The sequence below is a fragment of the Bradyrhizobium sp. 192 genome, assembly GCF_023100965.1.
Taxonomy (GTDB): domain Bacteria; phylum Pseudomonadota; class Alphaproteobacteria; order Rhizobiales; family Xanthobacteraceae; genus Bradyrhizobium; species Bradyrhizobium symbiodeficiens.
The window spans coordinates 358,519-371,819 of record NZ_CP064690.1 but is presented as its reverse complement, the minus strand read 5'-3'; the positions used below and the strand labels follow the sequence as shown (position 1 = coordinate 371,819).

Genomic DNA, 13,301 nt, shown 5'->3' with positions numbered 1-13,301 from the left:
ATCGTGCGATTTCGCTCTCGTGCGGCCATCCGCTACATTTTGTCACAAATTCCGCAACACCGTGGCGGGCTTTTTGTTCAATGCCAGCAGCGTGCCGGCAAGACCGAGCCCGACGGTGACGACCAGCGCGGCTGCGACCACGCCGGCCGCGCTGCCGGCCTGCCAGACGAAGCTCAGCGTCATCAGCCGCGTCACGATCATCCAGGCCGCGACGCTGCCTGAGATCACGCCGAACACCGCGGTCGCGAGCCCGATCAGGAGGTATTCGAGCGCATAGGCGCCGAGCAGCCGCAGCCGCGTCGCGCCCAGCGTCTTCAGGATCACCGCATCATAGACCCGGTGGCGGTGGCCGGCGGCGAGGGCGCCGCCGAGCACCAGGATCGCCGAGATCAGGGTCACGGCGCTGGCACCGCGGATCGCCAGCGCCAGATTGGTCACGACCGAGCCGACCGTCTCCATCACCTCGCGCACGCGCACGCTCGTCACCATCGGATAGGCGTCGGCGACCTGCTTGATGATCTTGCCGTCGCCTGCGGCAGTTCCGCCCGTTTCCGTCAGCGTTGCGATATGGGTATGCGGGGCGCCCTTGAACGCGTTCGGGGAGAACACCAGCACGAAGTTGATGCCCATCCCCTGCCAGTCGATGGTGCGCAGATTGCCGATCCTGGTCGGGATGTCGCGGCCGAGCACGTTGACCACGATCTCGTCGCCGAGCTTGAGGCCGAGCCCGTCGGCGATCTTCTTCTCCATCGAGACCAGCGGCGGCCCGGAATAGTCGGCGCGCCACCATTCGCCCTCGACCACCTTGGAACCCTTCGGGAGCTCCGCCGTATAGGTCAGGCCGCGGTCGCTCTGCAGCACCCATTCGGAATCGGTGGTCGGCTTGAGCTCCTCGGCGCGCACGCCGCGCGCTCCGACGATGCGCCCGCGCAGCATCGGCACGTCCTCGACGGTCGCGCCCGGCGCGATCTTGTGGAGATAGTCGTCGAACGGTGCGGCCTGCGTGCTCGGAATGTCGATGAAGAAGAACGACGGCGCGCGATCGGGCAGGGCTGCAAGGAACTGGCGGCGCAGATTGCCGTCGATCTGGGTGATGGTGACGAGCACGGCCAACCCAAGCCCCAGTGACAGCACGACCGAGGGCGTCAGCGCGCCCGGCCGGTGGATATTGGCAATCGCGAGCCGCAGCATCGGCAGCCGCGAGCGCGGCAGCCGCCGCGCGATCGCCATCAAGAGGGCGGCGATGCCGCGCAGCAGGGCGAACACGACGACCGAGGAGGCCACGAACACCGCCGCTATGCGCTTGTCGAACGACAGCCCGATCACGACCGCGATCAGCAGCGCGACCACGACGGCCATGAATACGACATAGCCCATGCGCGGGCGGTGCCATTCGGAGCTGATGGTGTCACGGAACAGCGCCGCCACCGGCACGTCGTGGACGCGACCGAGCGGCCACAGGCCGAAGGCAAGCGCGGTGAGCAGGCCGTAGAGGAAGGACAGCGCGAGCTCGTCGGCATGCACGGCCGGCACCACCGGCAGCGGCAAGAGCTTGCCGAACAGGCCGACGATGGCGAACGGCATGGCGGCGCCGAGTGCGAGGCCGATCACCGAGCCGATCGCGGCGAGCAGGAGAACCTGCGCCAGATAGATGCCGAACACGTCGCGCCCGGTGGCGCCGACGGCCTTGAGGGCGGCGATCACTTCGAGCCGGCGGTCGATATGGCTCTTCACGGCATTGGCGACGCCGACACCGCCGACCAGCAGCGCGGCAAGGCCGACCAGTGTCAGGAACTGCGTGAAGCGGTTGATGTTGCGTTCGAGCTGCGGCGACGCGTTGGAGCGGCTGCGGATCTCCCATCCCGCCTGCGGCGCGGCGTTCCGCGCGTCCGCGATGAAGGCTTCGGTGGCGCGCTCGCTGTTGGCGGCCTCAGGCAGCTTCACCCGGTAGACCCAGCGCACCAGACTGCCGGGCTGGATCAGGCCGGTGGCGCGCAGGCCCGCCTCGCTGATCAGGAAGCGCGGGCCGAAGCCGATGCCGCCGGCGAGCTTGTCAGGCTCGGCCTCGACGGTCGAGCGGATCTGGAAGGTCGCGGACCCGATGGTGACGCGGTCGCCGGTCTTCAGCGACAACCGCGCCAGCAGCGTCGGATCGGCGGCGGCACCGAATGCGCCGTCGCGTTCGGCCAGGATGTCGGACATCGGCAGAGCCGGCGCCAGCGTCAATTGTCCCAGCATCGGGTAGGTATCGTCGACCGCCTTCATCTCGACCAGTGCGAGCTGGCCATCGGCCGCGCGCGCCATGCCGCGCAGGGTTGCCGCGGTCGAGACCGTGCCGCGCGAGCGCAGGAAGGCGACCTCTTCCGGTTTGGCTTCGCGCTGGAACAGCACGAAAGAGACGTCGCCGCCGAGCAGCGTGCGGCCCTCGCGGGCAAGGCCGTCGGAGAGGCTCGCCGACACCGAGCCGACGCCGGCGATGGCCATCACGCCGAGCGCGATGCAGGCGATGAAGACATAGAAGCCGCGCAGGCCGCCGCGCAATTCGCGCAGCGCGTAACGCAGTGACAGCGCGATGCCGTTTGGCCTCGCGAAAGGTTCGGCCGCGATGCTCATGCCGGTGCAGACTGGGTGTCGATGCGGCCCGAGCGCAGGCGGATCACGCGGTCGCAGCGATGCGCGAGCGAGGAATCGTGCGTGACCAGAACCAGCGTCATGCCGCGTTCGGCATGCTTGCTGAACAGGAGATCGACGATCTGCTTTCCGGTCGTCTCGTCTAGATTGCCGGTCGGCTCGTCCGCGACCAGGATGGCGGGATCGGGCGCCAGCGCGCGGGCGAGCGCGACGCGCTGCTGCTCGCCGCCGGACAATTGCGTCGGATAATGATGCAGGCGGTCGCCGAGCCCGACCGACTGCAGCTCCTGCGCCGCGCGCTTGGCGGCGTCGGGATTGCCGGCGAGCTCCAGTGGCACCGCGACGTTCTCCAGCGCCGTCATGGTCGGGATCAGATGAAAGGACTGGAAGACGATACCGACCTGGCGGCCGCGGAAGCGGGCGAGCGCGTCCTCGTCGAGGGCATTGAAAGGCGTGCCTGACACCACCACCTCTCCGCTATCAGGACGCTCCAGCCCCGCCATCACCATCAGCAGCGTGGATTTGCCCGAGCCTGACGGGCCGATCAGGCCGATCGCCTCGCTACGGCCGACGCGCAAGCTGATATCCTTGAGGATGTGAACGCGTGCCGCCCCCGTTCCCAATGAGAGATTGACGTTGGAAATGGAGATGGTGTCCGCGGCAGCGGCGAGCGAAGAGGAATTGATGCGAGTGTCCATGGTCCGGTCATATGGCAACTCCGCTAGCGCGGTCGAGAGGCGTTACGGATTGTTCATGCACATAGCCGTGTTGATGCTCGGTTTGATGACGATCGCGACAACGCCGTCGTTGCAGGCCCAGCCGGCGGCCAAGCCGGTGAAGCTCGTGGTCCTCGGCGATTCCTTGAGCGCGGGCCTCGGCCTTTCGGGCCAGGACGCATTTCCGGCCAAGCTAAAAAAATCGTTGCAGAACAAGGGTATAGAGGTCGATATGACCAATGCTGGCGTGTCCGGCGATACCTCCTCGGGCGGCCGCGACCGGCTCGATTGGTCGGTCCCCGACGGAACCGATGGCGTCATCGTCGAGCTCGGCGCCAACGACGCCCTGCGCGGCGTCGATCCCGATTTGACGCGCGCCGCGTTGACCGCCATCGTCCAGCGGCTGAAGGCGCGCAAGATCGCGGTGATGCTGTGCGGCATGCTGGCGCCGCCGAATTACGGCGCCGATTATGCCACGCGCTTCAATTCGATTTATCCGGACCTCGCGAAAAAATTCGACGTGCCGCTCTATCCGTTCTTTCTCGACGGCGTTGCGGCGGACGCCAAGCTCAACCAGGCCGACGGCATTCATCCGACCGCTGAAGGCGTCGACATCATCGTCGGCAACATCATGCCCACGGTAGAGGCATTCATTGGCACGATCGCTGAGCAACGGCGTTGAAAAGCAGGCAACGCTAACCCTAATTCCCAGGGTTTTACCGGGGTGAGGCGCGCGATGCTTCGCAGAGTCACACAAACGCGATAGGAATCAGGGTACCGGTGATTCGTCGCCGGCTCTAAAATTTGGATATGATCCTTCCCAGGGATCATGCCCAAGCATCGGGAGTGCGAAACGATGCCGCGTTTGTTCACTGGTCTGGAAATCCCGGCTGAAGTCAGCCAGACGCTTTCCCATTTGCGGGGTGGCCTTCCCGGCGCCCGCTGGATCGATCCCGAAAATTATCACGTCACCCTGCGCTTCATCGGCGATATCGACGGCATGTCCGCCAACGAGATCGCCTCGATGCTGTTTCGCGTCGACCGCAAGCCGTTCGAGGTGAAGGTGCAGGGCTTGCAGAGCTTTGGCGGACGCAAGCCGCGCGCTGTGGTCGCGACCATCGCGCCGAGCAGGCCGCTGATGGAATTGCAGGCCGAGCTCGAACGCTTGATGCAGCGGATCGGTCTCGATCCCGAGGGACGCAAGTTCATCCCGCATGTCACGCTCGCCCGGCTGCACGACGCCACTGATCGCGACGTCGCCGACTATCTCTCGATGCGCGGCTACTTCCCCAGCAAGGCGTTCACGGCCGAACGTTTCGTGCTGTTCTCGTCGCGTGCATCGACCGGCGGCGGCCCGTACGTGGTCGAGGACGCCTACGAGCTGTGTGAGTGATGTAGCTCTCGTGCCGCGGACGCTGCGCAGCGGCACTTCGCGCCGCGTCCGGGTCACGGAACGCATAGCGCCCTGCACCAATTCCCGGCTTGCAATTTCCGTCCGTCTCTGGCGGTAAAGGGCCATGCTCTCCACTCCCAGTTCCCCCTTCAGCGAAGCCTATCAGGCCCAGATCGCCTCCGGCGCAATCGAACCGGATGCCGCGCAAGCCGAGGTCGCGGCGGCCTATGCCGCGCTCGACCAGCGGCTCGCAAGCTACAAGCCCGCGCGCAAGCAGGGCCTGCTCGCCCGCCTGTTCAGCAGCGACAAGGACGAGGCGCCGCACGGGCTCTACATTCATGGCGAGGTCGGCCGCGGCAAGACCATGCTGATGGATCTGTTCTTCCAGCACGCCTCGGTCGAGCACAAGCGGCGGGCGCATTTCCACGAATTCATGGCGGACGTGCATGAGCGCATCTACGATTATCGCCAGGGCATCGCGCGCGGCGAGATCGCCGACGGCGACGTCATCGCGCTGACCGCGAATGCGATCTTCGAGGAGAGCTGGCTGCTCTGCTTCGACGAATTCCACGTCACCGACATCGCGGATGCGATGATCCTGGGCCGCCTGTTCGCCAAATTGTTCGAGCTCGGCACCGTCGTGGTCGCGACCTCCAACGTCGCGCCCGACGATCTCTACAAGGGTGGCCTGAACCGGTCGCTGTTCCTGCCCTTCATCAAGCAGATCACTGACCACATGGACGTCGCGCGGCTCGATGCGCGCACCGATTTCCGGCTGGAGAAACTCCAGGGCGTGCCGATGTGGCTGACGCCGGCAGATAGCGACGCGGACGCTGCGCTCGACCGCGCCTGGTCGCGGATGTCGGGCAGCGCCAAATGTCGTTCGCGCGACATTTCGATCAAGGGCCGCATCCTGCACGTGCCGTGCTCGGCCCACGGCGTGGCGCGGTTCTCGTTTGCCGATCTCTGCGAGAAGCCGCTGGGGGCATCCGACTACCTCAGGCTGGCGCACGACTATCACACCATCCTGGTCGACCATATTCCAGTGATGGACCTGTCCCAGCGCAATGCGGCCAAGCGCTTCATCACGCTGATCGACGCGCTCTATGACAATGCGGTGAAGCTGATGGCCTCTGCCGACGCCAACCCGATCTCGCTTTACCTCTCCCATGAGGGCACCGAGGCCATGGAGTTCAAGCGGACGGCATCGCGCCTGATCGAGATGAGTTCGGAATCCTATCTGGCGCTGGCTCACGGCCGCAAGGATTCCACCGCCAGCGGCTCCACCAAGGGTCTGGTCGAGACTTAAGTCCTATTTGCCAGCGCTGTCATTCCGGGATGCGCCGACAGGCGCAGGCCCGGAATCCATAACGACCATCGGGAGAGGAGTATGGATCCCGGGTTCGCGCCTCGCGCCCCCGGGATGACGGACTTGTATGGCTGCTATCGCGCCAAGCCCGACAATTGGGCATCCGGCGACTTGAACGGGGGAGGCGAAAGGGATAACCACCCGTCTCAGTTTTCCCTCCTTACGTGTCTAAAGGACAGGCTCACATGGCGCGCGACAAGATTGCTTTGATTGGCTCCGGTCAGATCGGCGGAACGCTGGCTCATCTCATCGGCCTGAAAGAGCTGGGCGACGTGGTGATGTTCGACATCGCCGAAGGCGTGCCGCAGGGCAAGGCGCTCGACATCGCGCAGTCCTCGCCGGTCGACGGTTTCGACGCCCACTACACCGGCGCCAATTCCTACGAAGCGCTCGACAATGCCAAGGTCTGCATCGTCACCGCCGGCGTGCCGCGCAAGCCCGGCATGAGCCGCGACGATCTTCTCTCCATCAACCTCAAGGTCATGGAGCAGGTCGGTGCCGGCATCAAGAAGTACGCCCCCGACGCCTTCGTCATCTGTATTACCAACCCGCTCGATGCGATGGTCTGGGCGCTGCAGAAGGCCTCGGGCCTGCCGCACAAGAAGGTCGTCGGCATGGCCGGCGTGCTGGATTCCTCGCGCTTCCGCTACTTCCTGGCCGACGAGTTCAATGTCTCGGTCGAGGACGTCACCGCCTTCGTGCTCGGCGGCCATGGCGACACCATGGTGCCGCTGGTGAAGTACTCCACCGTTGCCGGCATCCCGCTGCCCGATCTCGTCAAGATGGGCTGGACCTCGCAGGCGCGCCTCGACGAGATCGTCGACCGCACCCGCAACGGCGGCGCCGAGATCGTCAATCTGCTCAAGACCGGCTCGGCCTTCTACGCGCCGGCGGCCTCCGCGATCGCGATGGCCGAGAGCTATCTGCGTGACAAGAAGCGCGTGCTGCCCTCGGCCGCATACCTGAACGGCGAATACGGCGTGAAGGATATGTATGTCGGCGTGCCCGTCGTGATCGGTTCCAAGGGCGTCGAGCGCGTCGTCGAGATCGAGCTCGCCGGCAAGGACCGCGAGGCCTTCGACAAGTCGGTCGGCGCAGTACAGGGCCTGGTCGACGCCTGCAAGAAGATCGCACCCGACCTTCTCGGCAAGTAATTCAAGCATTCCCCGCCGAAGACCGAGACCCGGTCTTCGGCGGTTTCACTTCCGGGGCCTGGTTGACGAACTTGGCGGGGTTTCCGGATCCGGCAGTCCAGAGATTTGAAGGCAGAGAATCCAGGTTTGCAGTTCCTGTGGTATATGGTATGCCAGCCACAAGACTGAGGTGGGCCCAAGAGGTCACCGCCCGCGGGTTCAGGGAGCGACCATATGAATATCCATGAATATCAGGCCAAAGCGCTGCTGCATGAATTCGGCGTTCCGATTTCGCGCGGTGTAGCGGTTCTCAAGGCCTCGGACTCCGACGCCGCCGCAAGACAGCTTCCCGGCCCGGTCTGGGTGGTGAAGAGCCAGATCCATGCCGGCGGGCGTGGCAAGGGCAAGTTCAAGGAGGCGTCCGCGGGGGACAAGGGCGGTGTCCGCATCGCCAAATCGGTCGAAGAGGTCAACGAATTCGCCAAGCAGATGCTGGGCGCCACGCTGGTGACCGTGCAGACCGGTCCCGCCGGCAAGCAGGTCAACCGTCTTTACATCGAGGACGGATCGAACATCGACAAGGAATTCTACCTCTCGATCCTGGTCGACCGCGAGACCTCGCGCGTCGCCTTCGTGGTGTCGACCGAAGGCGGCGTCAACATCGAGGACGTCGCACACAACACGCCCGAGAAGATCGTCACCTTCTCGGTCGATCCCGCCACCGGCATCATGGGCCATCACGGCCGCACCGTTGCGAAGGCGCTGAACCTGTCGGGCGACCTCGCCAAGCAGGCCGAGAAGCTCACCGCGCAGCTCTACGCCGCCTTCGTCGCCAAGGACATGTCGATGCTGGAGATCAATCCGCTCGTCGTCAGCAAGGAGGGCGAGCTCCGCGTGCTCGACGCCAAGGTGTCGTTCGATGACAACGCCCTGTTCCGCCATCCCGAGATCGCGGTGTCGTTGCGCGATCTGACTGAGGAAGACGCCAAGGAAATCGAGGCGTCCAAGTACGACCTCAACTACGTCACCCTCGACGGCAATATCGGCTGCATGGTCAACGGCGCCGGTCTCGCCATGGCGACGATGGACATCATCAAGCTCTACGGCATGGCGCCGGCGAACTTCCTCGACGTCGGCGGCAGCGCCAGCAAGGAAAAGGTCGCGGCCGCCTTCAAGATCATCACCGCCGATCCCAACGTGAAGGGCATCCTGGTCAACATCTTCGGCGGCATCATGAAGTGCGACGTGATCGCCGAGGGCGTCACGGCTGCAGTGCGTGAAGTCGGCCTCAGCGTGCCGCTGGTGGTTCGCCTCGAAGGCACCAATGTCGAGCTCGGCAAGAAGATCATCCGCGAATCCGGCCTGAACGTGGTGCCGGCCGACAATCTCGACGACGCTGCGCAGAAAATCGTGAAGGCCGTCAAGGGAGGCTAAGGCCATGACCCAGGACCATCTCGCCGCATCATCCCCGCTTGCAGAGCACGCGCGTCTCGCCGCGTTCGCCGGCGAATGGAATGGCGAAGAGATGGTCTTCCCGTCGCGCTGGACCGAAGGCGGGCCCGCGACATCGCGCACCGTCGCGCGCATGGATCTCAACGGGTTCTACCTGATCCAGGACTCGGTTCAGATGCGCGACGGCAAGCAGGTCTTCGCCACCCACGGCATCTTCACCTTCGACCGCGACGACCGGACCTACAAATTGTTCTGGTACGATTCGCTCGGCTACACGCCGCCCTCGCCCGCCTCCGGCGGGTGGGTCGGCAAGACCCTGACGCTGGTGCGCGGCTCGCTCCGCGGCAATGCGCGCCACGTCTACGAAATCATCGACGACAATTCCTACTCGTTGAAGATCCAGTTCTCGCCGGACGCGGAAGGCTGGGCCGACGTGCTCACCGGCGTCTACCGCCGCATCCACTGACCTCTCACTCGTTAGTTCGCGAAAGCAGACCTCATGTCCATCCTCATCGACAAGAACACCAAGGTCATCTGCCAGGGCTTTACCGGCAAGAACGGCACCTTCCATTCGGAGGCCGCGATCGCCTATGGCACCAAGATGGTCGGCGGCACCTCGCCGGGCAAAGGCGGTGCGACGCATCTGGGCCTGCCGGTGTTCGACACCGTGCGCGAGGCGCGTGAGAAGACCGGCGCGGATGCGTCGGTGATCTACGTGCCGCCGCCGGGCGCGGCCGATGCGATCTGCGAAGCCATCGACGCCGAGATCCCGCTGATCGTCTGCATCACCGAAGGCATTCCGGTCATCGACATGGTGCGCGTGAAGCGTTCGCTGGCCGGCTCCAAGTCGCGCCTGATCGGGCCGAACTGCCCGGGCGTCATGACCGCCGGCGAGTGCAAGATCGGCATCATGCCGGCCAACATCTTCAAGACCGGCTCGGTCGGCATCGTCTCCCGCTCGGGCACGCTGACCTATGAGGCCGTGTTCCAGACCTCCCAGGAAGGCCTCGGCCAGACCACCGCGGTCGGCATCGGCGGCGACCCGGTCAAGGGCACCGAGTTCATCGACGTGCTCGAGATGCTGCTCGGCGACCCCAAGACCGAGTCGATCATCATGATCGGCGAGATCGGCGGTTCCGCAGAGGAGGACGCCGCCCAGTTCCTCAAGGACGAGGCCAAGCGCGGCCGCAAGAAGCCGATGGTCGGCTTCATCGCCGGCGTGACCGCCCCTCCCGGCCGCCGCATGGGCCATGCCGGCGCGATCATTTCGGGCGGCAAAGGCGACGCCGGTTCCAAGACCGACGCGATGAAATCGGCAGGGATTACAGTGTCGCCGTCGCCCGCTCGCCTCGGCCATACGCTTGCCGAAAAGTTGAAAGGCTAATTCACTTCTTCGTACTTTTCCGGGCGAAGTTTCGCAGCAAATAGGGTAAAGGGTGCCTGTCGCGCCGAGCCTCTGCCGGGGAGCTCGGTGCCAGCGCCGTTTGTTATGCGCGAACCGAAATCGCCAGGAACTCCAGTATGTCTCGCCAGGACGCGAACGCAGCCTTTGCCTTGTCCTCCTTTTTGCAGGGCACCAACGCCACCTACATCGACGAAATCTACGCCCGCTACGAGAAGGACCCGTCCTCGGTCGACGCCGAGTGGCAGGAGTTCTTCAAGAGCCTGAACGACCAGCCGGCCGACGTCCGGAAGAACGCCGCGGGCCCGTCCTGGGAGCGCGCCAACTGGCCGCTGACCCCGCAGGACGATCTCACCTCCGCCCTCGACGGCAATTGGGCTGAAGTCGAGAAGGCAATCGGTGCCAAGATTGCCGCCAAGGCGCAGGCCAAGGGAGGCGATAAGGGTGGCGACAAGGGCGCCGGCCTCTCCTCCGCCGACCTGTTCCAGGCGACGCGCGATTCCGTCCGCGCCCTGATGCTGATCCGCGCCTACCGCATGCGAGGTCACTTCCACGCCAAGCTCGACCCGCTCGGCATCGAAGCTCCTCGCAACCGCGAAGAGCTCGATCCGCGCACCTACGGCTTCAGCGAAGCCGATTTCGACCGCAAGATCTTCCTCGACCACGTGCTCGGTCTCGAATACGGCAGCCTGCGCGAGATCACCGCGATCTGCGAGCGCACCTACTGCCAGACGCTCGGCGTCGAGTTCATGCATATCAGCAACGCCGCGCAGAAGGCCTGGATCCAGGAGCGCATCGAGGGTCCGGACAAGGAGATCTCCTTCACCCGCGAAGGTCGCCGCGCCATCCTGATGAAGCTGGTCGAGGCCGAGGGTTTTGAGAAATTCTGCGACACCAAGTTCACCGGTACCAAGCGCTTCGGTCTCGACGGCGCCGAATCGCTGATCCCCGCGCTCGAGCAGATCATCAAGCGCGGCGGCAATCTCGGCGTGAAGGAGATCGTGCTGGGCATGCCGCATCGCGGCCGCCTCAACGTGCTCACGCAAGTGATGGGCAAGGCGCATCGCGCCCTGTTCCACGAGTTCAAGGGCGGCTCGGCCAATCCCGACGCGGTCGAAGGCTCCGGCGACGTCAAATATCACCTTGGCGCGTCCTCGGACCGCGAGTTCGACGGCAACCGCATCCATCTGTCGCTGACCGCCAACCCCTCGCATCTCGAGATCGTCGATCCCGTCGTGCTCGGCAAGGTGCGCGCGAAGCAGGACCAGCACGGCGATCCCCCGGACATGCGCATCTCCGTGATGCCGCTCTTGATGCACGGCGACGCCGCGTTCGCCGGCCAGGGCGTGGTCGCCGAGTGCTTCGGTCTGTCCGACCTGAAGGGCTACCGCACCGGCGGCTCCGTGCACTTCATCGTCAACAACCAGATCGGCTTCACCACCTATCCGCGTTACTCGCGCTCCTCGCCCTATCCGTCGGATGTGGCGAAGATGATCGACGCGCCGATCTTCCACGTCAACGGCGACGATCCGGAAGCCGTCGTGTTCGCGGCCAAGGTCGCGACCGAGTTCCGGCAGAAATTCCACAAGCCCGTCGTCATCGACATGTTCTGCTATCGCAGGCATGGCCACAACGAAGGCGACGAGCCGGCTTTCACCCAGCCGGTGATGTACAAGAAGATCGCGGCCCATCCGTCCACGCTCGAACTCTATGCCCGCCGCCTCATCAGCGAAGGCGTGCTGACCGAGGGCGAGGTCGAGAAAGCCAAGGCGGACTGGCGCGCGCGGCTCGATGCCGAACTCGAAGCCGGCTCCGGCTACAAGCCGAACAAGGCCGACTGGCTCGACGGCAAGTGGGCGGGCTTCAAGATCGCCGATCAGGAAGAGGACGCGCGACGCGGTGTCACCGGCGTCGACATCGCCACGCTGAAGGACATCGGCCGCAAGATCACCAAGGTGCCGGATGGTTTCCGCGTCCACCGCACCATCCAGCGCTTCCTGGAAAACCGCGCCAAGGCGATCGACGGCAACGCGGGCATCGACTGGGCGACCGGCGAGGCGCTGGCGTTCTGCACGCTGCTCAACGAGAACCACCATGTCCGCCTGTCCGGCCAGGATTCCGAGCGCGGCACCTTCTCGCAGCGTCACTCGGTCCTGATCGACCAGGAAGACGAGAGCCGCTACACGCCGTTCAACCATCTCGGCAACGAGCAGGGCCATTACGAGGTCATCAACTCGCTGCTGTCTGAAGAAGCCGTGCTCGGCTTCGAATACGGCTACTCGCTCGCTGAGCCGAACACGCTGACCCTCTGGGAAGCCCAGTTCGGCGACTTCGCCAACGGCGCGCAGGTCGTGTTCGACCAGTTCATCTCCTCGGGCGAGCGCAAATGGCTTCGCATGTCCGGCCTCGTCTGCCTCTTGCCGCACGGCTATGAGGGCCAGGGACCGGAGCATTCCTCGGCGCGTCTGGAGCGTTTCCTGCAGATGTGCGCCGAAGACAACATGCAGGTGGTCTACCCGACCACGCCGGCGAACTACTTCCACGTGCTGCGCCGGCAGCTTCATCGGGAGATCCGCAAGCCGCTGATCCTGATGACGCCGAAGTCGCTGCTGCGCCACAAGCGGGCGGTGTCGCGCATCGAGGAACTCGCGAAGGGAACGACGTTCCACCGCATCCTCTATGATGACGCCCAGATGCTGCCGAGCGAGGCGATCAAGCTCGTTCCGGACGAGAAGATCCGCCGCGTCGTGCTGTGCACCGGCAAGGTCTATTACGACCTCTACGAGGAGCGCGAGAAGCGCGGCATCGACGACATCTACTTGATGCGCGTCGAGCAGCTGTATCCGGTGCCGTTGAAGGCGCTGGTGGCCGAGCTGTCGCGCTTCAAGAAGGCCGAAGTGGTGTGGTGCCAGGAAGAGCCCCGCAACATGGGTGCCTGGCACTTCATCGAGCCCTATCTGGAATGGGTGCTGAACCAGGTGAACGGCGCGAGCCGGCGTCCGCGTTATGTCGGCCGCGCCGCTTCCGCCGCGACCGCCACGGGTCTGATGTCCAAGCATCAGGCGCAGTTGAAGGCGTTCCTGGACGAAGCACTGAGCTGAATTTTTTCGAACTGCGTCATGCCCTGCCTCGTGCGCAACTACGCACTGGAGCGGGGCATCCAGTACGCCGCGACGTCCGTGCAGAGTACGAACGCCCGGCTTGC

10 protein-coding genes are annotated in these 13,301 nt (G+C 64.8%); 8 read left to right on the top strand and 2 right to left on the bottom strand.

Annotation, left to right across the window (positions count from 1 at the left end):
• Positions 1-42 precede the first annotated feature (42 nt).
• Complete coding sequence (locus tag IVB24_RS01695) at positions 43-2,613, bottom strand: FtsX-like permease family protein (protein ID WP_247771867.1); 2,571 nt, start codon at positions 2,611-2,613, stop codon at positions 43-45.
• On the bottom strand, positions 2,610-3,329 hold the full coding sequence (locus IVB24_RS01690; protein ID WP_094972738.1) for an ABC transporter ATP-binding protein: 720 nt from the start codon (positions 3,327-3,329) through the stop codon (positions 2,610-2,612). The genes IVB24_RS01695 and IVB24_RS01690 overlap by 4 nt, the downstream gene beginning before the upstream one ends.
• A gap of 55 nt (positions 3,330-3,384) precedes the next feature.
• Between IVB24_RS01690 and IVB24_RS01685 the strand changes: the two genes are divergently transcribed.
• From IVB24_RS01685 to IVB24_RS01650, 8 genes are all read left to right on the top strand, one after another.
• Positions 3,385-4,029, top strand: coding sequence for an arylesterase (locus tag IVB24_RS01685; RefSeq protein WP_247771866.1), 645 nt, complete (start codon positions 3,385-3,387; stop codon positions 4,027-4,029).
• Positions 4,030-4,203: 174 nt separating this feature from the next.
• Entirely contained in the window at positions 4,204-4,740 is a 537-nt protein-coding gene (gene thpR, locus IVB24_RS01680) for an RNA 2',3'-cyclic phosphodiesterase (RefSeq protein ID WP_094972793.1), read from the top strand.
• 124 nt (positions 4,741-4,864) lie between these two features.
• Entirely contained in the window at positions 4,865-6,049 is a 1,185-nt protein-coding gene (gene zapE, locus IVB24_RS01675) for a cell division protein ZapE (protein ID WP_247771865.1), read from the top strand.
• Positions 6,050-6,294: 245 nt separating this feature from the next.
• On the top strand, positions 6,295-7,263 hold the full coding sequence (gene mdh, locus IVB24_RS01670) for a malate dehydrogenase (RefSeq protein WP_140481943.1): 969 nt from the start codon (positions 6,295-6,297) through the stop codon (positions 7,261-7,263).
• A gap of 213 nt (positions 7,264-7,476) precedes the next feature.
• Positions 7,477-8,676, top strand: a complete 1,200-nt coding sequence (gene sucC / locus IVB24_RS01665) for an ADP-forming succinate--CoA ligase subunit beta (RefSeq protein ID WP_247771864.1) — start codon at positions 7,477-7,479, stop codon at positions 8,674-8,676.
• Between the two features lie 4 nt (positions 8,677-8,680).
• A complete protein-coding gene (locus tag IVB24_RS01660; protein ID WP_247771863.1) occupies positions 8,681-9,160 on the top strand; it encodes a DUF1579 family protein in 480 nt (159 codons plus the stop codon).
• 33 nt (positions 9,161-9,193) lie between these two features.
• Positions 9,194-10,078, top strand: coding sequence for a succinate--CoA ligase subunit alpha (sucD, locus tag IVB24_RS01655; protein ID WP_094890720.1), 885 nt, complete (start codon positions 9,194-9,196; stop codon positions 10,076-10,078).
• A 137-nt stretch (positions 10,079-10,215) separates the two neighbouring features.
• Positions 10,216-13,197, top strand: a complete 2,982-nt coding sequence (locus IVB24_RS01650) for a 2-oxoglutarate dehydrogenase E1 component (protein ID WP_247771862.1) — start codon at positions 10,216-10,218, stop codon at positions 13,195-13,197.
• The last annotated feature ends 104 nt before the right edge of the window (positions 13,198-13,301 follow it).

Coding starts and splice junctions, on each gene's coding strand:
- IVB24_RS01695 (WP_247771867.1), bottom strand. CDS start 2,613: ATGAGCATCGCGGCCGAACCTTTCGCGAGGCCAAACGGCATCGCGCTG.
- IVB24_RS01690 (WP_094972738.1), bottom strand. CDS start 3,329: ATGGACACTCGCATCAATTCCTCTTCGCTCGCCGCTGCCGCGGACACC.
- IVB24_RS01685 (WP_247771866.1), top strand. CDS start 3,385: ATGCACATAGCCGTGTTGATGCTCGGTTTGATGACGATCGCGACAACG.
- thpR (WP_094972793.1), top strand. CDS start 4,204: ATGCCGCGTTTGTTCACTGGTCTGGAAATCCCGGCTGAAGTCAGCCAG.
- zapE (WP_247771865.1), top strand. CDS start 4,865: ATGCTCTCCACTCCCAGTTCCCCCTTCAGCGAAGCCTATCAGGCCCAG.
- mdh (WP_140481943.1), top strand. CDS start 6,295: ATGGCGCGCGACAAGATTGCTTTGATTGGCTCCGGTCAGATCGGCGGA.
- sucC (WP_247771864.1), top strand. CDS start 7,477: ATGAATATCCATGAATATCAGGCCAAAGCGCTGCTGCATGAATTCGGC.
- IVB24_RS01660 (WP_247771863.1), top strand. CDS start 8,681: ATGACCCAGGACCATCTCGCCGCATCATCCCCGCTTGCAGAGCACGCG.
- sucD (WP_094890720.1), top strand. CDS start 9,194: ATGTCCATCCTCATCGACAAGAACACCAAGGTCATCTGCCAGGGCTTT.
- IVB24_RS01650 (WP_247771862.1), top strand. CDS start 10,216: ATGTCTCGCCAGGACGCGAACGCAGCCTTTGCCTTGTCCTCCTTTTTG.